The 22,788-nt window shown below is 72.7% G+C and carries 15 protein-coding genes; 6 read left to right on the plus strand and 9 right to left on the minus strand.

Features of this window, described 5'->3' with window-relative positions; translation table 11 throughout:
- From ACQPW6_RS05590 to ACQPW6_RS05600, 3 genes are read right to left on the minus strand one after another with little or no spacing between them, the layout of a single operon-like run.
- Positions 1-6,105 (minus strand): SDR family NAD(P)-dependent oxidoreductase, encoded by a 6,105-nt coding sequence (locus ACQPW6_RS05590; RefSeq protein WP_433888412.1) that lies wholly within the window; start codon positions 6,103-6,105, stop codon positions 1-3.
- Positions 6,102-7,127 (minus strand): enediyne biosynthesis protein, encoded by a 1,026-nt coding sequence (locus tag ACQPW6_RS05595; RefSeq protein ID WP_433888413.1) that lies wholly within the window; start codon positions 7,125-7,127, stop codon positions 6,102-6,104. Before ACQPW6_RS05595 ends, ACQPW6_RS05590 begins: the two co-directional genes overlap by 4 nt.
- A complete protein-coding gene (locus ACQPW6_RS05600; RefSeq protein WP_433894436.1) occupies positions 7,124-9,091 on the minus strand; it encodes a CRTAC1 family protein in 1,968 nt (655 codons plus the stop codon). Before ACQPW6_RS05600 ends, ACQPW6_RS05595 begins: the two co-directional genes overlap by 4 nt.
- A 256-nt stretch (positions 9,092-9,347) precedes the next feature.
- On the opposite strand from ACQPW6_RS05600, the gene ACQPW6_RS05605 reads away from it, so the two are divergent.
- Together ACQPW6_RS05605 and ACQPW6_RS05610 are read left to right on the plus strand one after the other, a co-directional pair.
- The gene (locus ACQPW6_RS05605) at positions 9,348-10,166 is read left to right on the plus strand and encodes an SAM-dependent methyltransferase (protein WP_433888414.1); all 819 of its coding nucleotides are present in this window, start codon (positions 9,348-9,350) and stop codon (positions 10,164-10,166) included.
- A gap of 268 nt (positions 10,167-10,434) precedes the next feature.
- Positions 10,435-11,175 carry a helix-turn-helix transcriptional regulator gene (locus tag ACQPW6_RS05610; protein WP_433888415.1) on the plus strand — a complete coding sequence of 247 codons (741 nt, stop codon included), beginning with the start codon at positions 10,435-10,437 and terminating at the stop codon, positions 11,173-11,175.
- 108 nt (positions 11,176-11,283) lie between these two features.
- Here ACQPW6_RS05610 and ACQPW6_RS05615 read toward each other — a convergent pair whose 3' ends face one another.
- The 6 genes from ACQPW6_RS05615 to ACQPW6_RS05640 form a co-directional block, all read right to left on the minus strand.
- Positions 11,284-12,921, minus strand: coding sequence for an MFS transporter (locus ACQPW6_RS05615; RefSeq protein WP_433888416.1), 1,638 nt, complete (start codon positions 12,919-12,921; stop codon positions 11,284-11,286).
- 166 nt (positions 12,922-13,087) lie between these two features.
- Entirely contained in the window at positions 13,088-13,732 is a 645-nt protein-coding gene (locus ACQPW6_RS05620; RefSeq protein WP_433888417.1) for a winged helix-turn-helix transcriptional regulator, read from the minus strand.
- Positions 13,733-13,911: 179 nt separating this feature from the next.
- Entirely contained in the window at positions 13,912-14,562 is a 651-nt protein-coding gene (locus ACQPW6_RS05625; RefSeq protein ID WP_433888418.1) for a DUF6073 family protein, read from the minus strand.
- 40 nt (positions 14,563-14,602) lie between these two features.
- Positions 14,603-15,922, minus strand: a complete 1,320-nt coding sequence (locus tag ACQPW6_RS05630) for a HEAT repeat domain-containing protein (RefSeq protein WP_433888419.1) — start codon at positions 15,920-15,922, stop codon at positions 14,603-14,605.
- Positions 15,923-16,024: 102 nt separating this feature from the next.
- A complete protein-coding gene (locus ACQPW6_RS05635; RefSeq protein ID WP_433888420.1) occupies positions 16,025-17,497 on the minus strand; it encodes a KR domain-containing protein in 1,473 nt (490 codons plus the stop codon).
- Between the two features lie 239 nt (positions 17,498-17,736).
- A complete protein-coding gene (locus ACQPW6_RS05640; RefSeq protein WP_433888421.1) occupies positions 17,737-19,041 on the minus strand; it encodes an ABC1 kinase family protein in 1,305 nt (434 codons plus the stop codon).
- A gap of 104 nt (positions 19,042-19,145) precedes the next feature.
- Between ACQPW6_RS05640 and ACQPW6_RS05645 the strand changes: the two genes are divergently transcribed.
- The 4 genes from ACQPW6_RS05645 (at position 19,146) to ACQPW6_RS05660 (ending at position 22,787) form a co-directional block, all read left to right on the plus strand.
- Positions 19,146-20,015, plus strand: a complete 870-nt coding sequence (locus tag ACQPW6_RS05645) for an SRPBCC family protein (protein ID WP_433888422.1) — start codon at positions 19,146-19,148, stop codon at positions 20,013-20,015.
- Positions 20,012-20,956: a helix-turn-helix transcriptional regulator gene (locus ACQPW6_RS05650; protein ID WP_433888423.1), complete on the plus strand. Its 945-nt coding sequence runs from the start codon at positions 20,012-20,014 to the stop codon at positions 20,954-20,956. The genes ACQPW6_RS05645 and ACQPW6_RS05650 overlap by 4 nt, the downstream gene beginning before the upstream one ends.
- Before the next feature lie 131 nt (positions 20,957-21,087).
- Positions 21,088-21,552, plus strand: coding sequence for a YdeI/OmpD-associated family protein (locus ACQPW6_RS05655; protein WP_433888424.1), 465 nt, complete (start codon positions 21,088-21,090; stop codon positions 21,550-21,552).
- A 194-nt stretch (positions 21,553-21,746) separates the two neighbouring features.
- Positions 21,747-22,787, plus strand: a complete 1,041-nt coding sequence (locus ACQPW6_RS05660; RefSeq protein WP_433888425.1) for an SRPBCC family protein — start codon at positions 21,747-21,749, stop codon at positions 22,785-22,787.
- The last annotated feature ends 1 nt before the right edge of the window (position 22,788 follow it).

The raw sequence follows: 22,788 nt of genomic DNA on the forward strand, positions 1-22,788 counted from the left end.
TCATCGTCCCTCGTCTCCTCGGGTGGTCACGGCGAACACCACGGGCGCCTCGGTCCCGGCCAGCGCGGTGACGAAGGTCGCGATCGGCACGTCGCCGCAGCGCAGCACGGCCCAACCGGCCCCGCCCGCCGCCCCGTTCGCGGCCGGCTCGCCGAGCGTCAGCGGCACCGTGGCCCGGCCCAGCTTGCGCATGCACTCCACCGCGCCCCAGACCCGGGTGGCCGCGCTCGACAGCTCCTCCGACCGTTCCGCCGCGAGCAGCCGGCCCAGCGCCAGGCCGTCGGCGCCGAGCAGTTCGCCCCACTGCTCCGCCGAGCGGCTGCCGACCGGCTGCACGTCGCAGGCCACCGGGCCCGCGCCCAGCACCGCCAGCGTGACGCCGGCTCCGTGTGAGGCGGACAGCCGCGGGCCGCCGGCCACCTCGGGCCTGCCGTCGGGGCGGTAGCGCACCTCCGCGGGCCTGCCGAGCGCCCAGCTCGCCGCGGCGGCGGTACGGGAACGGCGGTCCGCCGCCGTGTCGCCGCCCGCCGGTACGGGGTCGGGCAGGACGACGCAGCGCACCGCCGCGCCGAGCGCCGCCTCCACCCGGCGTTCCAGGTAGCCGCCGAGCAGTGCGGGCAGCCAGGGTCCGGAGCCGTCCGCCTTGCGTACCGCCCGCAGGCACAGCCCCTGCCACCGCTCGACCAGGGCGCCGGCCTCGTCCCGCACGTCGAGGTCGTAGACGTAGGTGTCGCCGGTCCTCGACCGTTCGACCGCGTGCAGGGCCAACAGCCCGCCTGTGGAGGGCCTGTTCGGGTCGGCCAGGTGCAGGCGCTCGACGCTCACCGGGAGCAGGGTGGCGTCCGGGACGCACGCCTGGATCGCGTGCATCATCGCGTCACGCGCGCCGGGGTCGGCGAGCACCAGGTCGGCGGGCAGGTATCCGGCGAACCAGGGGGCGGCGCCGCTGCCGGCGATCTGCGCGACACAGCCGTACGCGCTCAACGCCCGGTAGCCCCGCAGCCGTTGGAACCGCGCGCCCTGGAAGAGCACCGGGCCGTAGAGCTCGGCGGCCGGGTCGAGCGGCAGCCGGGGCGCGTCGGCCGGCACCGGGCGCGGCGGCCCGTCGTCCAGCGGGCGGCCGTACCGGGCGGTGGCCCTGAAGTGGTCGACCTGGAAGCCGGTCTCGCTGCTGCGGATCACCGTCCGCACCGAGCCGTCCCGGCCGACCAGGGCGGCCACCCGGATGGTGGTCTCGCCCGCAGGCGGCACGACGATGGGCCGCAGGAACTCCAGGCCGTCAAGCGCGGGCGGCCCGGTGCGGCCGGTGAGTGCCGCGGCGGCCTGCGCCATCGCCTCCATGCCGAGCACGGCGGGGAACAGCAGGGCCCCGTCGAGCTGGTGATCGGCGAGGTAGGGGTCGCCGGCCGCCGACAGGACGGAGTCGGCGACGAGTTCGATGCCCGGGTAGTGCGCCCTGACGGTGTCGGCGAAGCGCAGCAGCGGGAGTTCCGAGGGTTCGAGGGTGAGCGTCGGCAGGCCCCCGGCCCGGCCCATGACCACCGGCGCGGAGGGCGCCAGCGGGTCCGCGAGCAGCCGGCGCAGCATCGCCACGCCCTCGCCAGCGGGGATCGGGTCGATGCCCTCGCGGATCAACGACTCCAGGACGCCGAGGCGTTCGCCCATCCCGCTGCCCGACCACACCGACCACTCCAGCGCCAGGCACCGGCAGCCGGCCCCGTACTCCTCCTGAATCCGCAGGGTGAGGTCGGTGAGCCAGTCGTTGGCGGTGGCGTAGTCGGCCTCGCCGCGCAGGCCGGCCCGGCCGATGATGCTGCCGAAGGTGACGAGCAGCCGCAGCGCGGCGGCGTCGGTGGCCGCCAGCACGGTTTCCAGGCCGGCCACCTTAGTCGCCAGGGTGCGGCGGAAACCGGCCTCGTCCAGGTCGGCGAGCGCCCGCGGTTCGTTGCGGCCCGCGCCGTGCAGGACGGCCGTGACCGGGCCGAGGGCCGAACGGACCTCGCTGACGGCGGACTTGACCTCGTCCACGGAGGTGAGGTCGGCCCGGATGTAGCGGAAGGTGACGCCGGCGGCCGTCATCCGCTCCAGATTGGCGGCCAGTTCGGGATCGGCGGCCGGGTCGGAGCGGCCGAGCAGGGCGAGCGCGGCACCTGTCTCGGCGCCGAGCATGAGGGCGCACTCCGCCGTGATGCCCTTGCCGCCGCCGGTGACCAGGACGACGTCGTCACGGCCGAGCGACGGGGCACCGGGCGCGGAACCCGGCTCGGAGCCCGGCGCGGAAGCCGGTTCGGAGCCCTGCCCGGAGCACGGCTCGTGACCCGTCCCGGCCGGCACCGGGCGCAGCACCGGCACCCGGCGGATACCATCCCGCCCGTAGTGCACTTCGCTGAAGCCGTCGGTGGCCGCCACGTCGGCAGCGATCCTTCCGGTCAGCTCGCGGGCCTGGTCCTGCGGCAGTTGGGGCGGCACCGGCAGCGTGACCACTGTGGTGACGACCTGCGGGGCCTCCAGGTGCAGCGTCTTGGCCAGTCCCGCGGCGCCGCGCCGGTCGCCGACCGCGACGAAGTGAACGGGCTTGTCACCGGCGGGCGTTGCCACCGCCAGTGCCTCCTTCGCGGCGGCCAGCATCAGCCCGACGTGGCTGTCGTCGCAGTCCGCGGGCAGGCACAGCAGCACGCCGTCGCCGAGCCGCGCGCCCTCCAGCGCCTCCGCGAGTGCCGTGGCGAAGGGGTGCCGGTCGTCCGCGAACAGCCGCCATCGGCCGTCGACCGGTGCGTGCACCGCCCGGCCGGGGCCGGCCGGCAGCAGTTCGACGCTGAACGCCCGTACCCAGGGCGCCACTCCAGGCGGCACCGCGGGCGCGGCGGGCCGCTCCGCGCCGGCCGCCAACTCGTCCAGTAGCTCGGCCAGTTCGGCCAGCGTCGAGGTGGCGAACGCGGTGGTCACGGCCGGTGCGTCAAGGCCCAGTTCCTGGCACGCCTGGTTCATCAGGTCGCCCACGGTGATCGAGCTCAGGTGCAGGTCGTCCAGCGGTTTGGTGTGCGGATCGATCGCCGAGGCGGGCAACTCGGCCCGCTCCGCGGCCAGTCGCAGCAGCAGTGTGAGGCTGTCCGCGGTGTCGTCGGCCGAGCCCGACGCGTCCGCGCCGGCCGCCTCGGGCTCCGCGATGCCCCCCTCGGGCGCGCGGGCCGGTGTGTCCGCGCCCGCCGCGGCCCCGGGAGCGGAAGCAGCGGCGGGCACGGGGTTCGTGGCGTCGGCGGGGGCCTCCTCGCAGGGGCTGGCCAGGAAGCTCAGCTCCTTGTCCAGCGGGAAGGGGCGGGTGAAGCGGTCGGCGAACAGGGCGCGGTGGCGCAGCGGGGCGCCCAGGGCGAAGCAGGCCGCGGCGGCGTTGAGCAGGCCGGCCAGCGAGTCGCTGTCGGTGTCGATCGAGAGGGCCGGGACCGTCGGCGCGATCTCGGCGGCCAGGGTGCGCAGGACGCTGCCGGGGCCCACTTCGAGCAGCAGGTCGGTGTCCGCGGACAGCGCGCGGACCGCGTCGGTGAAGCGGACCGGCTGGAGCATCTGCCGGGTGAGCAGCGCGGTCAGATCCGTTTCGGGCGGCAGCAGTTCGCCGGTGACGCTCGACACCATGGCCCGCCGCGGGGAGCGCAGCGACTCACCCGCCAGGTAGCGCGCGAAGGACTCGGCGGCCGGGGCGACCGCCCGGGAGTGGAAGGCGTGCGAGACGCGCAACTGCGTGCTGCCCACGTCCTGCGCGGCCGCCGCGGCGCAGACCCGGCGGACCGCGGCCACTGGTCCGGAAACCACGGTCCGCCGGGGGCTGTTGTAGCCGGCTATCACCACCGGCTCGTGCAGCAGCAGCGGTTCGACGCGGGCCGGCGGCGCGCTGATCGCGGCCATCGTGCCGTCGCTCTCGCCGGTCTCGGCCATGATCCGGCCGCGGGCGGCGGCGATCCGCAGCAGCGCGGCCTCGTCCATGGCGCCCGCCCAGTGCAGCGCGGTGAGTTCGCCGAGGCTGTGCCCGGTGGCGGCCACCGGCTCAATGCCGAGTGCCGCCAGCATCCGCAGGGCTCCGGCGGAGCCGGCGACGATCCTGGGCTGGGCGACGGAGGTGGCGACGGGGTCCGCGCCGGCCGGCAGCGCGAGGGCGCCGTACAGCTCGTCCACCAGCGGGAAGCGGCGGCGCAGCGCCCCGTCCCCGGACCGGTGGCCGGTGCCCTGGCCGGGGAAGAGCAGGCCGATCCGGGGCGCCCGGCCGCGCCCGCCGCCGAGGAACACCCCGCCGGCGTCGTCCAGGCACCGGCCCGTGCCGTCGTCCAGGAGCCGCGCCAGCCGGTCGAGCCGCTGCTCGGCCTGGTCCGGTGAGGCGGCGACGACCGCGGCCCGCACCGGGCGGTCGGCCAGTTCGCGTTGCAGGGTCGCGGCCAGGTCGCCGATCTCCGCGTAGCTGAGCCGGCCCGCGAGCGCCGCCAACCGGGCGGCAGAGAACCGCAGTTCGGCCGGGCTGTCGGCGTCGAGCAGCAGCAGCTCGACGTCCTGCCGGGAGGCGACGAGGCCCCGGGTGGTGTCGCCGACCTCGGTCCTGCGGCCGTCGCCTGCCTGCTGCACCACCACGTGCGCGTTGATGCCGCCGAAGCCCATCGAGGACACCCCGGCTCGTACGGGGGCCTCGGGCGGCCACAGCTCGGCCCGGGCCGGCACCCGCAACACGGCCTGCTCGCCGAGGAGTTCGGGGTGCGGGTCGCGGTGGCCGGTGCCCGGCGGTATCACCTGGTGGCGTACCGCGAGCACCGCCTTGAGCAGCCCGGCGGCGCCGGCCGCCGCCTTGGTGTGGCCGAGGTTGCCCTTCACCGTGCTGATCGCGGCCGGGCCGGCGCCGGGCCCCGCCGCGCGGCGGGACTCGGAGAAGGCCCGCAGCTCGGTCGCGTCGCCCACCGCCGTGCCGGTGCCGTGGCCTTCGAAGTAGCCGACGGTCTCCATGCCGAAGCCGGCCCTGTCGTAGGCGCGGGCCATCGCCAGCCGGTGGCCGGTCGCCTCGGGGCGGGTGATGCCGCCGGCGCCGTCCGACGAGTAGCCCCAGCCGGCGATCTCGGCGTACCGGAACCGGCCCTGCGCGACGGCGTCCGCGCTGCGCATCAGCACCAGCATCCCGCAGCCCTCACCGGGCCAGAAGCCGTTGGATCCCCGGTCGTAGACCCGCATCTCGTGCTCGGCGAGCGCGCCGGTCTTGGCGAAGCCGATCAGCTCGAACGGGTCGATGCTCAGGTCCACTCCGCCGGCCAGGGCGACGTCCAGCCGGCCGGCGGCCAGCGCGTCGCAGGCGGTGGTGACCGACAGCAGCGAGGAGGAGCAGGCGCCGTCCACGGTGAAGCCGCCGCCGCCCAGGTCGAAGTGGTTGCAGATCCGGCCGGCGATGGTGTTGCTGAGCCCGCCGGCCAGGCTGTCCTCGCCGACCGGCGGGAAGGGCGCCTTGTAGCGCTCTTCGAGACCTTGCAGGAACGGTGCCAGGTCGGCGTCCTCCCAGCCCTGGTCGCGCAGTGCGGCGGTCACCGTGCGGCGTACGTACGGCCAGCGCAGCCGCATCGCGTTGGCCCGGGAGAACTCGCCGGTCAGGGTGTTGCCGATGATGACGCCGGTGGCGGCCGCCGGCAGCCCGGCGCCGTCCGGGAAGCCGGCGTCCTCCAGCGCCCGGGCGGCGGTGTCCAGGGCCAGCCAGTGCGTCATGTCGGTGGCGCGGAAGGTGCTGCCGGGCACCCGGTGGCGGACCCGGTCGAAGGCGAAGCCCTCCAGCACGGCCGCCTTCATCGCGTAGGTGCGGTCGGGCGCGGCCCGGTCGGCGGACCAGTAGTCCTCGGCGCGCAGCCGCTCGTCCGGCAGCCGGCGGAAGGCGCGCCGCCCGGCGAGCACGTTCTGCCACAGCTCCTCGGGGCTGTCGGCGTCGGGGTAGCGGCAGGCGATGCCGACGACGGCGACCGCGTCGGAGCCGGAAGACGGGCCGGAAGAGGGGCCGGAAGACGGGCCGGAAGACGGGCTGGAAGCCGCGCCGGGAGCCGGACCGGGATCGAGAACCGGACCGGTGCCGGGCGTCGGCGCGGGCGTGCTCAAGCGGCCACCGCCTCGGTACCGGCCTGCTTGCCGAGCTCGGCGCCCGTACCGGCCTCGCCGCCCTCGGCGCGCCGGTCGCGGCGGCGCTGGTAGAGGTGAACGGCCCACCAGCCCATGCCGCGCAGCGCGCAGACGATGACCACGGCGAAGAACAGCGTGTAGACGACGTTGAAGAGCATCAGCACCCCGTAGGTCGTCGCCGTGCCCGCGCCGAACACGAACTGCGCGCGCGGCTTGAACGGTGTGGTGCCGGGGTCGCTGATCATGTAGTTGGTGAACAGTACGAACGCCACCCCGGTCATCGCGCCGAGCGCGCCGTACAGCGCCACGTGCCAGATGAAGTGCCGCAGCAGCGCCTGGATCACGAAGCCGCCGAGCCAGCCGATGATCAGCGGCATCTTCTTGGTGAGCACCGCGTTGATCACGGTGCCGGAGGTGGCGAGCACCAGCGGGATGGCCACCCGGTAGAGGGTGTTGGCGTTCTCGGTGAACTCGTACGGCGGCGCGATCGACACCCAGGAGCTGAAGCACAGCAGGGTGACGACGATGCCGAAGTTCGACGGGTTCATGAAGTGCCGCATCCGGCCGGCGATCGGCGCCTGGAGTACGTGCTTGCCGGCCACGCCGACGAAGACGCCGAAGAGCATCGCCAGCAGCTGGTTGTTGACGTAGATGAGCATGTTCACCGCCAGCGCGGTGATGTGGGCGGGCAGCAGGAACTCGTACATTCCGCGCGGTCCGCGGCCGGCGAACCGCAGCGGCCTGCGGTTGGCCCAGGCGCTGAGGTACTCGAGCGACAGCTCGGTGGCGTAGGCGGCGAGCACCGCCAGGATCGGCCACAGCCAGGGCTGTTCGAAGCCGAGCAGGGTGTAGCCGAGGACGTTGAACGCCGTGATGGACAGGGCGAAGTTGCGCAGCGCGAGATAGCGCGGGTCGCGGGCCGGCTTCTGCGCGGGCTTTGCGGCCTTGTCTGCCTGCGGCGCCGCCTGGCGGTCCTTCTGGTCGGTGGCCGGGGGTGTCATCGGCTGGAGACCTCCTGGGCCTGGGTGGTGAGCATGAGCGAATGGGAGCCGGGCGTCAGCGACTTGGTCTGCTGGTGCAGCCCGCCGTTCGCGTCCCGCCAGGTCAGGTGTGCGGTCACCGGGCCCGCGTAGGAGCCAAGACCGAAGTGCACGTCGAAGCTGCGGAAGCCGCCGTGGCCGCCACCGCCGTCGAGTTGGGAGATCTGCCTGCCCTCGGGGGTGGTGATCGACACGGTCGCCCCGTAGGCGGGCGCGCCTGTCCCGGCCAGACCGCCGGCGCTCGTTCCGGCAGCGCTCGAACCGCCCACCGCGGGCCGGTACAGGTGCAGGTCCAGCACGTTGCCCAGGTGCGGGGCCTTGTTGGCGTAGAACGCGGGCGGCCCCCACTGCCTGGCCACCGCGAAGTCGAGGGTGCCGGTGCCGGTGGTGTCTGCGGTGGCGATGCCGCGGGTCGGGGTGGGCACCGCGAGCCCCAACTGCTTGCTGACGTTGGCGTACTTGCCGCTCGACGTCTTCGCGTAGAACGCCAGCGACTGGTGGCCCGCGATGTCGTCACCGGGGCCGACGTGCGGCCACATCGCCGGGTTCGCCAGCAGGTCGTCGTTGGTCATGGCCAGTTCCTGGAGCCACGGCCAGCGGTTGGTCTTGCCCTTCACGAAGCCGTCGGCCTGGATCACCGACTGGTCCCCGTTGTTGAGGAAGTCGGCCATCTTGGTGTCCCAGCACCAGCCGGTCCAGGCCAGGCCCATCTGCTGGGCCTCCTGGGTGAACGGCGCCTCGCCCTTGCTGAGCTTGGCGCGCATGTCCGCCTGGTTCTTCGCCTTGTTGATCCAGACGAAGTTGCTCTCCTCCAGGCCCCACGGGACGGTGATGTTGCCGACCATCATGTCGAAGCTGCCGTTGTTGTTGATGTCGGCGAAGTCCACGCCCATGCCCTTGAACGACCCCTTGCCGAGGACGAACGACTTGGGCGTCATCGGGGTCCGTACGCCGGTGGCCTCGGTGAACCTGATCCGGCCGGGTGTGGAGCGGTTGTAGAGCAGGTGGGCGTGGCCGAAGTCGTTGGCGATGTAGACGTCCGGCAGCCCGGAGCCGGTCAGGTCGGCGCCCGAGATCGCCAGCGTCCAGCCGGTGGAGGCGTCGAACGGGATGGCGTCCTTGTCCTCGACGAAGCTCGCGTCCGGCTTGTCACCGGCGGTGCTGGAGAACCAGCGCAGTACGTGGTCGCCGCCGGCGTTCTCGGAATGCGACAGCGAGTCGTTCATCCGGACGTTGTTCTGGCCGTGCGGGTCGAGGACGTCGGAGTCGGGGAAGTAGTTGCCGATCATGATCGACGGGTGCCCGCTGCCGTCCAGATCGGCGACGTACGCGGCATCGGTGTTCCACCGCGGGCCGTGGTACTTGCCGTCGATCGACTGTGCCGGGACGACCTCCCTGGGCAGGTAGGCCGACGAAGTGAGCGTGGTGGCACTCGACTTGGCCATGAACAGCAGCGGGGTGCGCCCCCAGTAGGTGACCAGCAGGTCGGTCCGGCCGTCACCGTTGAAGTCGCCGGGCGTGCAGCCGGTCGGCGCCATCGTGTCGTCCATCGGCAGCGGGGCCGCGTCCAGGACGAACGGGGTGAAGCGGTCGGCCGGCGCGGCGGTCGGGGTGTACGTCACCACCACGTCATTGGTGCGGGTGTCCACGACGCACATTCCGTCGGCGACCCCGTGGCCGGTGAGATCGTTGATGGCGATACTCGCGCCGACCGAGGAGACCCAGGACCGAATCTTCTGGTAGGCCGGGTTCACTTTCCTGACGGTGTTCATGTGCTGCGAGTTGTAGCCGGGCGGCATGGCGATCGACATCTGCTGGAACTTGTACTGGGCCGCCGCCTCATCACCACCCGCCACCGCGACCGACGTCCGAACGACGAAGAAAACAGACGCGGCCACAATGATCGTCACCAGACCGGGAATCATCTTGCGGACACGTTCGGCGTAGACCACGGCATTCCTCTCTGTGAACTCGGCCCGCGCCGCGCGCAGGGCCGGCGCTGTTCAGGGGCCGGGTTTTTGAGCATGCGACAGGACGGGACCGGCTGCTTCTCTCATGTTGCCCACCGGCCGCCGGGCGGGCCGTTTCCCGAGGGCCGTCAGCGGTTTCGGCCATGGTGGCCGGTGATCACGGCAATCTCGGAGACGGCCGCCGGCCGCACTCTTTGCGACCATCGGAGCCGTGACGAACGAGGACGGTTCCACTCCGCATCCGGCCCGGGTTATCGACTGCCTGCTCGGCGGCTCGGCCCATGACGCGGCCGACCGGTCGGCGGCCGGGCGCGCGGCGGCGGCATGGCCGGGCGGCGACCTGCCGGGGGCCGCGCGGACGGCCCGGGCGACGCTGGGCCGGATGGTCAGGCACCAGATGCGCGAGCTGGACATCAGGCAGTTGCTCGACGTCGGCGCCGGGCTGCCGACCCGGGACAACACCCATACGGTGGCCCGCCGTACGGCCGCCGGAGCGCACCCCGGTGCGAGCGTCGTCTACGTCGACCGCGACCCCGAGGTGCTCGGCCGGGCGCGCGAGCTGCTGGCCGCCGAGGGGGCCGCCGACACCAGCTATCTGTACGGTGACCTGGACGATCCCGACGCGATCATACGGGCGGCGGCCACCGTACTGGACCTGTCGCAGCCGGTCGGGCTGCTGCTCTTCGGCGTGCTGCACCGGGTGTCGGACGACGCGGAGGCGGCCGAGCGGGTGCGGGCGATGACCGACCTGCTGGCGCCCGGCAGCTGCCTGTCCTTCGCGCATCCCGGTCCGCACGAGGCGGCCGAAGCCGAGGACGAGGCCCTGGAGCTGATCGAACCGGGGTGGCGGCAGCACACCGTGCGGCGCGGCCCGACGCGGGTCGAGGCGATCTTCCTGCCCGATCTGGAGCCGGTCGCTCCGGGCCTGGTCGAACTGCCCGACTGGCGCCCGGAACCCGGCGGGAAAGCGCGGCTGCCGTCGCCCGTGTGGTGCGGCATGGGGCTCAAGACGATCACCGCGGGGATGTGAACCTCCGGTGTCGGAACGGGTGAGGCCGCGTGTTCAGCTGTCCGATCTGCTTCCCGAGGTGTTGTGACCATGAAGGGCCGCTGTTAGGCTCACGCAGATCGAATTGGTAATGTGCACAGCCGTTTTTCCCGCCGGGGCGGGTTCATTCGGCACACGCAAAGTGGGCGACGCCGCTTGTGTGCCACTCGCGGTCTTCTGCTCACTGCATCTACTTCTGCGCAGGATGGGAGATGCCGTGCAAGCTGCTGTCGAACGTGCCATCACAACCATGTGGGACCGGTACGGTGAACCGCTGACCCTGGATGACATTGCGGATACCGCGATCCTCAGCAAGTTCTACTTCTCGCGGGTTTTCCGGACGCTGACCGGGACTTCACCTGGACGGTTCTTATCCGTCATAAGGCTGTATCAGGCCAAACTCCTGCTCCTCAAGACGCCGTTGAGCGTCACCGAGATTTCCTACGCCGTCGGCTACAACAGCCTGGGCACCTTTACCAGCCGGTTCACCCGGAGCGTGGGCATCTCGCCGACGCGGTTCAGGGCGCTGGCGCTGTCGGGGTACCCGGCGATGACCGGGCCGCCGCCCGCGCCGGTCGCGATGCCCCAACTGGGCGTCGTCCAGGGCTGCGTGAGCGTGCCGGAGCCCGACGTGCCGAGCCGGATCTACGTCGCGGCGTTCAAGGACCCGATCGTGCAGGGCTGGCCGGTGGCCTGCGACGTCCTGGAGTCGCCCGGCGACTACACGCTGCACGGGCTGCCGGAGAGCACCTGGCATCTGCGGGTGGCGGTGGTCGCGGTCGGTGACGTGGATCCGCGGCCGTGGCTGCGGCAGCCGCTGTCGGTCGGCGCCAGCCAGCCGCTGTCGGTGCGCAAGGGCCAGACGCTCGATGTGGACCTGCGGACCAGGAAGTTCTGCCCGTTCGACCTGCCGATCCTGCTGGCGCTGCCCGAACTCGACAGCTGGGAGATGCCGCAGCGCTCGCTGGCGGTGCAGGCCGCCGGTCAGTAACGGGGCAGGCCGCCGGCCTCGTTTCACCGGGCCGGCGGTCCGTGCCTTCCGGAACGTTCGGACGAGTGTCGCGGTCCGTCGGGCGCCACGGTCGGACGTGTGTCGCGGTCAGTTGGGCGTCGCGGTCAGCAACTCCGCGGAGATGTCCTCCAGTTCGCGGCCCTTGGTCTCCGGGCCGACCCACAGGAAGACCACCGCGGCGAGCAGCAGCGGCACCGCTCCGATGACCGCGGTGGTACTGATCGACGGCACGGTGGTCGCGGCCACGGTCAGTGCCAGGATCAGCACCCCGCCGGCCTTGGTCAGCCCGGCGGCCAGGCCGGTGCCGCGGGACCGCACCAGCGTGGGATAGACCTCGGCCGCGTACCCCGCCACCACCGCGACCACCGAGCTGACTCCAGAGAGCGGCACCACCAGCAGCAGCGAGAGCAGCAGGTGGTTGTGCGCGAGCGAGTCGCCGGCGATCACGAAGCCGATCAGGGTGAGCCCGGTCAGGCCGCTGACCGTGACGATGGTCTTGCGGCTGCCCCACACCCCGTACATCCACGCGGTGACCACGGTCAGCGGCAGGCCGAGCAGCGCCGCGTTGCGCACCACGTAGTCGGAGTTCACCGCCGAGTAGCCCAGCGCCTGGACGTTGGTCGGCACCCACAGCTGGAAGCCGTACGTCATCAGGCCGGCGCCGATGCCGAGCACGGAGATCGCCAGCGTCGGCGCGAGCAGCGGGCGGCGCAGCAGCGTGAGGTAGCCGCTCCTGCCGATGCCGGCGTCCGACCGCGCCACCGCGGGATCGCCGCTCTCGACCGCGGCCCCGTAGCGGGCCATCACCTCCGCCGCCTCCTGGTTCCGGCCGCGGGCCAGCAGGAAGCGCGGCGACTCGGGGATCCACCGGTTCATCGCGATGAACAGCAGCCCGGTCGGCAGCCCGATCAGCCACAGGATCCGCCAGCTGTAGGTGGGCACGAGCCAGCCGGACAGCCAGCTGGTGATCGCGTAGGCGCCGGCGATGTCGCCGCCGATCAGCACCATCAGCCAGCCGCGGTGCCGGGCCGGGATCGTCTCCGCCAGCAGGGTGAAGGTGATCGGCAGCATGCCGCCGGCGCCGATCCCCATCACCAGGCACATCATCAGGTTCCAGCCGAAGCCCGGCATCGCCCCGCAGATGGAGGTGGACACGAACAGCATGCCGGCCAGGATGATCGAGGCGCGGCGGCCGATCCGGTCGCCGAGCCAGCCCCAGAGCCAGGAGCCGATCACGGTGCCGGTGATGCCGACCAGCGGCAGCCAGGACACCGGGATGTGGCCGTGCGGGTTGGCCGGCGACTTCAGCCCGTACTCGGCGGCGACGCCGGGGGCGACGAAGGACAGCGCGGTCGGCTTCATCACGTCGATGGTCACCGCGACGGCCATGGCGACCAGCAGCGCCACATGCCGGCGGCTGATCGGGGTGTCGTCCAGCGCGCGGACCCTGATCCGGCCGGCGTTGCGGCCGATCTCGCCGACCCCGGCCGGTATCAGCCCGTAGCAGCACAGCGCGAGGCCGGCCACGATCAGCGCCATGCCGGTGATCATCGGCGCGTCCGGTGTCATGCCCTTGAGGTGGTAGCCCATGTCCCGGGCCCCGATGTACATCGGCAGGTGCAGGACGACTCCGGCGGTGCAGGCGACCACCCCGGCCCAGAAGGCCGCCGGGTGCTCGAAGCCGCTGCCGCGGGCGCTGTCCGAACCGACTCCTGGCGTGGCCATGGGGGGATCCTCTGGTCGTCCGACGAGGCGTCCACCGAGGGTAACCACGCCTGCACGGCCCGCACTTCTCCGCAATTGCCCGGAACGGGCCGCGGACGGGCGGGAATCGGACCGGAGACGGACGGGAGACGGAGCGGGTCCGGTCGGTACCGGGCAGGAAAGGTGGTCAGACCAACCCGAGCAGCCGGCTGCACCGCAGGACCGCCTCGGGATCGCCGGTCAGGGTCAGCGCCCCGGTGGCCACCGCCTCGAAAGGGGTGACGAGGCCGCCGCCGATGGTCACGAAGGTCCGCGAGTCGGTGGTGGCGACCATCGCCGGGTCCTGCGCCGGGCCGGTCAGCAGCTCCGCCTTCTCGTCGGCCACCCGCAGATGGAACGTCAGGTCGTCGATGCGGAACTCGTAGGACTCGGTCTCCTTGCCGACCGGACGGCCGCGCATCATCGCCTCGACGGCGAGCAGGCTCCAGTGGGCGCGGGCCTCGGCCTGCTCGTCCGGCTCCATCCTGGCCATGCCCCACCGGCCGAGCTGCAGCAGCGGTTCGCGCAACTCCTCGCCGAGCGGGGTGAGCCGGTACTGCCGGGCGCGCTTGTCGCCGGTGAGCAGCACGGGTTCGAGCACGCCGGCCGCGGTGAGGGTCTGGAGGCGCTCGGAGAGCAGGTTCGGGCCCATGCCGGTGAGGTTCGCCAGCAGTTCGCCGAACCGCTGCGGCCCGGCCAGCAGTTCACGGACCAGGAGCAGCGTCCAGCGCTCGCCCAGCAGGTCGAGTGCCGAGGCGATACCGCACAGCTGTCCGTACGTCCTTCGTGCCATCTCGCTCCGCCTCTGCCGCTCCCCTGCCGTTCAGTTTAATCTCCGATAGCAACCGCAGGACCTGACGCGCCGCCCGGCGGGCCGGGCAACCGCACCGGCGGGCCGGACGGCGTACGGCCGCCCGGGGCGCCGGCCGCTGGGGCGGGCGCTCCCGGACGGCCGGGGCCGCGGGTGACGGGTCACACGGCGGCGATCTTCTCGGCCGTGATGTACCCGCCCATGGTGAAGCGCAGGCTGGTCACGTAGGCGACCGGCGAGTCCTCCAGGTGGCGGCTGTCGTGCAGCGGCAGCATCCGGTAGATCTGCCCCTTGCCGGGCGAGCCGGCCGGCGGGATCGACCGCACGTCGTCGATCGTCAGGATGATCGGCTCCTTGTTGATCAGCTTCATGCCCAGCTTGGGCATGTCGAAGATCGCGCCGACCGCCATCCGGCAGGCCTTGGCCGAGGGGCCCTCGCCCGCGTACGGGTCGAACGGCGTCCTGATCTGCCCGGTGGACAGGCACTCGGGGTTGAGCGTGACGGTGATCCGCCCCAGCTCCTCCGACTCCCCGACCATCTTCATCTCGATCAGGTTGGTGTAGACCTCGGCGTTCACCCACTCCTTGGAGGTGGGCTCGGAGCGCACCACCCGCACGAAGCCGTCGAACGGCACGGTGTACTCACCGACGCCGGGGACGGCGAACGTGTCGATGGAGGAGATGCCCAGGTTGTCGATGCCCGGGATCGGGGGCACCCACTGGGTGACGCTGGTGCCCTCGTAGAGGTTGGGCACCCCTTCGGTGGTGACCGGCCGGCCGTAGACGGTGGCCGGCTGAGGTGTCGTGGTCATCGCATTCCTTTCGTGTGTGCGCGGCGGTGGTCCTGGGGTGCTACTTCTGGTGGGTCGTCCAGTCGCAGCAGGTGCGGCCGGCCTGGTCGGGGATGCCGTCCTGGTCGGTGTCGATCTCGCCCTCCGCGGTGGAGTACACGTCGCGCGAGTTGAGGTCGATGACCCCGTCGCCGTCCCAGTCGTTGAGCTTGCCCTTGAAGGTGCCCAGGATGAACGCGTTGGTCATCGGGCCGACCTCGGGGTCGTGCAGGGTGGACAGCACGCCGTTGCCGGGCACCAGGATCTCTTCGAGCGGGCGGCCCGCGATGCGGTTGAGGTTGACGTGGCCCCAGCCCTGGAAGCGGCCGCGCACGTAGCGGATGGCCGGCTCCTCGTGCACCTCGAACTTCGGCTCCAGGTGCCAGGTGCCGTACCGGGCGAAGCCGATGTCGGCCTCCCTGACGCCCTGCGACGGGTCGTCGGCCTGGCCGGACTTGAAGAACGGCCGCGGCACCAGCGACTCGAAGAAGAAGCTGCCGCGGTCCCGGCGGGTGCGGTCGGTGAAGCCGCGGAACAGGTAGTTGTCCACGTGCGGCGAACCGTCGGCGTGCAGCCCGGAGATCGTCTTGGCGATCACCAACTGCCGTTCCCTGGTGGCCACGTTGGGGCAGGCGTGCGCCTGTCCGTAGATCCGGGCGAGGCCCTGCGGGGCGAGCGAGATCTTGCCCCAGTGCTGGTTGGAGTCGTCCAGCCGCACGTAGAGGTCGCAGTGGATCAGCAGGAAGATCGTCTCGTCGAAGGTGCGGCCGGGGGTGTACTTGCCCTCCCGGTCGTCGAACGCCGGGTCACCGGTCTGGAGTTCGCTGATGAACAGCTTCGACCACTCGGCGATCTCCGGGTCGGGGTCGGCCAGGAACTGCTGCAGGGCGATGATCGCCTCGGCGCCGCCGAGCTTCTCGATCGCCCACAGGGCGTCCCAGCGGACCTGCCGGTCGGAGTCCTGCCTGATGGCCTGGCTGAGCAGCTCGATCGCGTCCGCGTGGTCGCGGTCGGCGTACTCGAACAGGGCCTGTTCGCGCATCGCGGGGTCGGGGTGCTCGAGCGCCGCCTTGCGCAGCTGCTCGTTGGTCCGGTTGTCGAGCCGGACCGCCACCCGGTCGAGCGCGTAGCCGAAGTCACTGGCCCAGGCCGCCGGGTCGCCGGCCACGAAACGCGGATCGACGTTGCTGAGAGTGGTGCGGTACGCGAAGTTGAGGGCCTCGCGCTGCTCGGTGCCCAGGTCCTCGAGCAGCACCGCGTCGTCGGGCACCGCGTCGCTCCACGCCGGGCCCTTGCCGTCTGCGAGATCCGCCGGGGACTTCCGGCACAAGTCGATGGCCATACCAGTCCTTCCTATCCTGTAGTCGGCTGGTCGCTATGTATAAATTAAGCAACCTTGCGCGAGGACTCTTCTCCGAGATTGGCGAGCTGCGCTCGGGCCCGGTCAGGGCGCCGGGGCGGCGGGCTCGGGGAAGCCGCGGTCGCCGGCACCGGTCACGACGAGGGCGGCGGCCCGGCCGGGGCCCGGGGGCCGGCGCAGCATCGCGAGCAGGGCGTCCATCCCCGGGCGCAGCGGCACCGGCGGCATGCCCATCTGGGCCGCGTCCTTGACCACGCCCATCCGGTGCGCCTCGCCCGCGCCGCTCCACAGCGACCACTCGGCGACCACCACCGCGCAGCCCGGCAGCCGGGCCGCCGAGCGCAGCGTCTCGCGCCGCAGCACCTCGTTGGCCAGCGCGTAGCCGCCCATCCCGGAGTGCGCGCGGCGGGAGATCACCGAGCCGAAGGCGACGATCTGCCGCAGCGCGCCGCGGTCGGTGGCGCGCAGGACGTTGCGCAGACCGTCGGTCTTGACCGCCCGCAGCCTGGCCAGGTCGGCGGGGTGCAGCCCGTCCAGGCGGCCGCCCTCGATCAGCCCCGCGCAGTGCACGACGGTGGCCGGCGGGCCGCCGGTCGCCTTGGCCAGCGCCTCCGCGACCGCCGCCGGATCGGTGACGTCGGCGGCCAGCACCTCGGCCCCGCCCGGCCCGGACCGCACCCGTTCGAGCACCCGCCGCTCCCTGGAGGTTAGTTCCCCCGGATCACGCACGTCGAGCAGCAGCACCCGCGCCCCGGTGACGGCCCCGACAACAGCGGCAGCCCGCAGCCCGAGCCCGCCGAGACCCCCGGTGACCAACACGGGGCCGACCGGTCGGCCGCCGCGCGGGTCGTACGGCACGGGGCCCGGCCGGCTGGACGACCCCGCGGGCATCGACAGGTCGGACGGTACGGCAGCCGGCCAGGCGTACGGCCCCGTGGGCATCGACCGGCCGGACGGAACGGCGCCCGGCCACGCGTACGGCCCCGCGGGCGTCGACAGGTCGGACGGAACGCCGCCGCCTGGCAGGTGGCCGGCCGCCGGTTCCGCGTCCGTCAACGGCCCCTCCCCCGGCGGGAGTTCGAGGCGGCGCCAGTGGCCGGTCACCGAGCGGCCCTGGCCGTCGATCAGCACCTCGCCGCGCTGGGCCGGGCCGCCGAGGCGGTCGGTGAGCAGGGCCGCTGCCGCCGCGGCCGGGGCGGCGGCCAGGGCGGACGGGGTGCGGGCGGCGATCTGGACCGAGGCGAAGCGCAGCGCGCGGTCTTCAGACCCCGCCGCGCGCAGCAGGCTGATCCCGCCCGCGCCCTCATGCAGCAGGGCCAGCGGCAGCCCGTCCGCGCGGGCCCTGGCGACGGCGTCGAGCAGCAACGCGTCATCCGCCGGGCGGTAGTCCGTGCCGAGCACCACCGCGAGCGCGGCCGGGCCGGTTCGGACGGAGCCGGCCCGCACCGCGCGGGCCAGCGGCGAGCGGGTGCGCCCGGTCACCGTCCAGCAGCGCGGCGGCACCGCCGGCAGCGCGAAGGGACGCGGGAACTCCTGGTGTACGGCGAGCTGTTCCAACGCGGCCTCCTGCGATGGGCGGCGGGCGCGGCGCCCGCCCGCGGGTGTCGTCACGGTGTCGGTCTTCCGGGTCCGCCATGCGGGGCGTGGTGTGCGGGACCCGGCATGCGGGGCGCCAGCTATCGGGCTCGGCGGGCCGGGTCCGAGGCCCCTGGTCCGGCGGGCCGGGTCCGGCGCGCGATCCCGGGCCGGGAGGACGGGCACGGCCCGTCGCCCCGATCCGCCCCGCGCGGTGCGGGTCAGTACCGGTTGAGCGCCACCAGCAGCGTGGGAATCGCCTCGCCCTGGAAGTCCACGTTCACGTCGAAGTCGTTGATCATGCCTTCGAGCACCAGCAGCGACATCAGCGGGAAGACGAACTCCGGTGCCGCCGCCACCCCCGACCTGCGCTGGATGTCGAACAGCCGGGTGGCGAAAGGCGCCAGCCGGAACTGCCCGGCGGTCCTGCCGGTGGACTCCTCGACCAACTTCTCGATGTCCGCGCGGAATCCGTCCAGGTCGCAGCCCGGCGGGATGTGCTCGGCGCTGTCCAGCACGTTCTGCGCGCACTCCTCGGCCCGCCCGAGCGAGAGGTTCATGAAGAACTTCGCGAACAGCAGCCGCACTTCGGGATCGAGTTGCACGACGAACCCGGCGTCGAGCAGCACCAGCGTGCCGTCGGCGTCCAGGTAGAGGTTGCCCGGGTGCATGTCGCAGTGCACGAGGCCGTCGATGAACAGCATCCGGTAGACGCACTGGAGTACGTTCCTGACGATCTGCCGCCGCGGTTCGCGCTTGAAGTCGCGGGGCTCGAACCGTTCGAGGGGTTCGAGGAACTCCATGACCAGCGCGCCCTCGCCGCAGGCCGCGGGCACCGGGCCGGGGATCCTGACGAACGTCATGTCGGCGAGGTTCGTGCGCAGCAGGTCGAGCGAGACGGCCTCCTGGCCGAGGTCGAGCTGCCGCAGCAGCGCGGCGCCGAGCTGCTCCACGATCCGCACGGCGGGCACCTTGCGCATGGCCGGGATGCGCTGCATCCAGCGGGCGCCCATGCTCAGGATCGCGAAGTCGGCCCGCATCACGGCCTGGATGCCGGGGCGGCGCATCTTGACCGCGACCGTGCTGCCGTCGTGCAGGGTGGCCCGGTAGACGCAGGCGATGCTGCCGCTGGCCGCCGGGGTGCGGTCGAAGGAGGCGAACGGGGTCGGCCGCCCGGAGGGATAGGCGAGCTCCAGTGCCAGGTCGAGCTGGGCGTCCGTCATGGGGGCCACCTGGTCGTGCAGCCGGCCGAGCGCCGTGCAGATCTTCACCGGCAGCAGGTCCTTGCGGGTGCTGAGCAGTTGGGCGCCCTTGACGTAGGTGGGCCCGAGATCGGTGACCATCCGGGACCACCGGGATTCGGCCGGACGGCCGCGGCCCACTCCCGGCAGCGATCTGGCGGCGGCTCCGGCGGCGTGCCGTCCCACGGTGCCGGCGACCGAGAACAGCCGGCCGGTCAGGTGCGGGGGTCGTATCGGCGCCTTGGGTGCGACGCTTGCGGATTCCACATCGTGCGTTGCTGTCATCGGCACTCCCGAGGCGGCCGGCGTAGCGTTGACACTTGGGTTTCGCTATACGAATCTATAGTTATATCGCACTGGTCCGAGTTCTACCTCAGACTGGAGTCGCTGTGAACAGTGGAGTGCCCAGGCAGTCCGAATCCCTTCCGAGCGTCGATCTCGACGCGCCACCGGAGGCGGTCTGGGCGGCGGTCACCGAACCCGAGCAGGTGGCCCGCTGGTTCGGCACGCTGAGCGCGCCGCTGCGGACCGGCCTCGACAACCGACTCGACTTCGGGGACGGCGACTTCTTCACCCTGCGGCCGACCAGGATCGAGCCGCCGGTCTCGCTCAGCTACGAGTGGCGCTTCCTCGGCATCGAGGACCCGGCGCTGGTCGAGTGGACGCTCACCCCGCGGGCCGGCGGCGGCACCCGGGTCGTGGTGCGACACCTTGAGGCGGACGGCTCCGCGACCACCAGGCCCGAACTCCTCGACGGCTGGCGGGACTTCCTCTCCCGGCTGGTCCGCTACCTCAGCAGCGGAAGCAGCAGCCGCTACCTGCTGCGGGACAGCATCGACGGTTCGGTGACGCTGCCGGCGGGCTCGTTCCGGCCGCTGCGCGAACCGGAGCTGTTCGGCTGGCTGCCGGTGGCCATCGACGGCTTCGTGCCGCGCTGGTTCTTCATCATCGACGACGAGGGACCGCGCCGGTTCGCCATCGGCGACTGGCGGTTGACCCCTGACGTGGGCCTGAGCTGCCGGATCGAGATCCCCGGCGCGGACCGGCCGACGGCCTGCTCGGTCTCGGCCCGCGGCGGAGCGAGCGGGCTGCGGCTGGACTTCGTGCACGAGGGCTGGACCAGGCTCGGGCTGCCCGACCGCTCCAGCACCCTGCTGCGCCGCCGGTTCGCCGCGACCTGGATCGCCTCGCTGCGCTCGGCCCGCGACCTGGCGGGCTCCCCCGCGGGCCCGGCCGGCCCTCCGGGCGGTGCGGCGTGACGGTCGCCGGCTCCGCCGCCGATCCGGCCGCGGCCTCCCAACTGGCCGCGGTGGAACGCGCGGTGACCCGGATGCGGGACAACCTCGCGGACCAGCAGTACCTGATCGACCACGCCGAGGCGGGCCTGTTCAGCCCGTTCCACTTCCACCGGGTCTTCCGCAGCATCACCTCGGTGACGCCGGCCCGGTTCCTGGCCGCGCTGCGGATGGCCGAGGCGCAGCGGCTGATCATCCGCGAGTCGCCCAGGATCATCGACGTCTGCACGGCGGTCGGCTACTCCAGCCTCGGCACGTTCACCACCCAGTTCACCCGGCTGGTCGGCCTCTCGCCGCGCCGCTACCAGACCATGGTCGAGGAGTACGGCCAGTGCCCGGTGGCCGACCTGCTGCCGGTCGCCGCACCCGGGGACCACCTGGACCGCGCAGACCGCGCCGACCGGGGCGACCGGGGCGACCAGGGCGAACGCACAGACCGCACAGACCGCACAGACCGCACAGACCGCACAGACCGCACAGACCGCACCGGAATCGTCGGCCACATCATCGGCCCGCCCACCGCCGAGTGGGCCGCCGCCCCCGACGGCCTGTGCCTGACCGGGATGTTCCCCTACGGCGTCCCGCAGCAGGCCCCGCTCAGCTGCACCATGACCAGCGGCCTGGGAAGAGTCCTGCTGCCGTCGCCGCAGGCGCCGGGCCGCCCCCAGGACCGCTGCCGGATCCTCGCCGTCTGGTTCCCGGCCGACCTGCGGGTGGTCGACCTGCTGGACGACAGCGCCGGGCAGCACCGCCGGGTGGGCAGCACCACCGCGCCGCCGCAGGCCGCCGCCGGACGCACGGCCCCGTTCCGGGTGTTCCTGCACCGCCCGCTGCCCAGCGACCCGCCGATGGTCTACGCGCTGCCGCTGCTGCTTGCGGGCCACCGGCTGCCGCTGGCCACCTGAGAGAGATCCGCCGCTCCGGCCCCGGCCGGTCACCGGCGCCGGGCCGCCGCCGGGGCGTACGCTCGGTAGCGGTGGACCCGCGCCGCGCGAGGACGCGCGGCAGCTGCCTGGCGCGAGTGGAGGACCGGGAAATGAGTGAGGACTTCAAGGGCACCCTGGTCTGCGAGGGCGTCGGCGCCTGGACCTACGTGCCGGTGCCGGCCGAGGTCGCGGAGAAGCTCGGCGGCAAGGCCCGCATCCCGGTGTCGGCGGAGGTCAACGGCGTCGCCTTCACCGGCTCGGTGATGAGCGGTCCGCAGGACAGTCGCTATCTGGTCGTGAACCAGTCGGTACGCGACCAGGCCGGCGTGACGGCCGGCGACACCGTGTCGGTCAAGGTCAAGCCGGACACCGCGCCGCGGGTGGTGGAGGTCCCCGACGACCTGGCGCGGGCGCTCGCCGACGCCCCGAAGGCGCAGGAGACGTTCGACGGCTTCTCGTACTCCCGCCGCAAGGAGTACGTGACGTGGATCGAGTCCGCCAAGCGCGAGGAGACCAGGACCCGGCGAGTGGGCCAGGCCGTGGAGATGCTGGCCGAGGGCCGCACCCTGAAGTGACCAGAGCAGGCTGTCGGACCAGCGGAAACGGCCCCCGGCCGGCCTCCTGCGGCCGGTCGGGCACGGCCTGATCGCCGTCCGCCCGTAAGCGGCAACCTGCGAGAAGCAGCGGTTCCCGGCCGCCCGTAGCGTGAAGCACGCACAGCCCGCCCGGCTCGCTGAGCCGGCCCCTATCACTGCCCAGGGGGTTGTCCGTGACCGCTGAGACCGAGAGCCCCGGCGCCGTTCCGCCGGCCGACACCTGGCCGGACTTCGCCGATCTGGAGCCTGCCCGCGCACGGCAGGTCTTTCCCACCTACAACAGCGCGCCCGCCCGGTCGATCGTGCAGGACCGCTGGGAGCGCATCGTCGCCCGCATCGAGATCCCGGAACCGCCCGACCGCGTCTGGGAGGCGCTCACCACGCCGGAGGCGCTGCCGCACTGGCTCGGCGTCTGCCGAGGACCGCTGGCGGTCAAGGGCGCCGACTACGTCCTGGACTTCGAGGACGGCGAGTTCTTCCAGTGCCGTACCGAGGAGGTGCGGCCGCCCGACGGCTCCGGCCACGCGCTGTTCCGCCACCTGTGGCGGTGGGCCGGCGTCGGACCGGCGACCCGGGTCTACTGGGAGCTGGCCGCGACCGACGGCGGCACTCAACTGACCGCCACCGAGGAGGCGCTCAACTCCCCCTCGGACTGGCGCTCCTGGAACGGCAACGGCTGGCCCGGCATCCTCGACCAGCTCGCCTCCTACCTCAGGACCGGCACCACCTGGCGCTGGCCCTGGCGCCGGATGGGCCCGTACGTCCAGATCGAGCTGGCCGCCGCCCCGTACGACGCCTGGGACGCGCTGACCCGCCCCGAGGCGCTGCGCTACTGGCTGCAGCGGCGGTACGGCGACTTCACCACCGGCTCCAAGCTCACCCTGATGATGGGCGACGCCAGCGGCATGGTGGAGATGAACGTGCACCGCCACGTGGAGCCGAACCAGGAGTTCCCCTCGTACCTGCCGTGGCTGGAGTTCGGCCTGCGCCGGGCGTCCTGGCCGGTGGAACTGGGCGGCAAGCTCTATATCGAGCCGGCCGGAATGGACCGCAGCCTGTTCCAGATATTCGTGGACAACTGGGAGAACATCCCGGCAGCGGTCCAGCGCGAGGAACGGCTCATCATCGCGGCCTTCTTCCGCGACTCGATGGTCAGGGCACAGAACCTGGTCGGCCCGATTCCGACGTCCTCCCATCCGCACGGCTGGTCCTGAC

Source organism: Streptomyces sp. CA-111067 (genome assembly GCF_050956065.1).
GTDB lineage: Bacteria > Actinomycetota > Actinomycetes > Streptomycetales > Streptomycetaceae > Actinacidiphila.

Bases quoted from the DNA above. Each gene is read 5' to 3' on its own strand.
- ACQPW6_RS05640 (WP_433888421.1), bottom strand. From the start codon at position 19,041: ATGACAGCAACGCACGATGTGGAATCCGCAAGCGTCGCACCCAAGGCG.
- ACQPW6_RS05625 (WP_433888418.1), bottom strand. From the start codon at position 14,562: ATGACCACGACACCTCAGCCGGCCACCGTCTACGGCCGGCCGGTCACC.
- ACQPW6_RS05595 (WP_433888413.1), bottom strand. From the start codon at position 7,127: ATGACACCCCCGGCCACCGACCAGAAGGACCGCCAGGCGGCGCCGCAG.
- ACQPW6_RS05610 (WP_433888415.1), top strand. From the start codon at position 10,435: ATGTGGGACCGGTACGGTGAACCGCTGACCCTGGATGACATTGCGGAT.
- ACQPW6_RS05655 (WP_433888424.1), top strand. From the start codon at position 21,088: ATGAGTGAGGACTTCAAGGGCACCCTGGTCTGCGAGGGCGTCGGCGCC.
- ACQPW6_RS05630 (WP_433888419.1), bottom strand. From the start codon at position 15,922: ATGGCCATCGACTTGTGCCGGAAGTCCCCGGCGGATCTCGCAGACGGC.
- ACQPW6_RS05615 (WP_433888416.1), bottom strand. From the start codon at position 12,921: ATGGCCACGCCAGGAGTCGGTTCGGACAGCGCCCGCGGCAGCGGCTTC.
- ACQPW6_RS05600 (WP_433894436.1), bottom strand. From the start codon at position 9,091: ATGATTCCCGGTCTGGTGACGATCATTGTGGCCGCGTCTGTTTTCTTC.
- ACQPW6_RS05620 (WP_433888417.1), bottom strand. From the start codon at position 13,732: ATGGCACGAAGGACGTACGGACAGCTGTGCGGTATCGCCTCGGCACTC.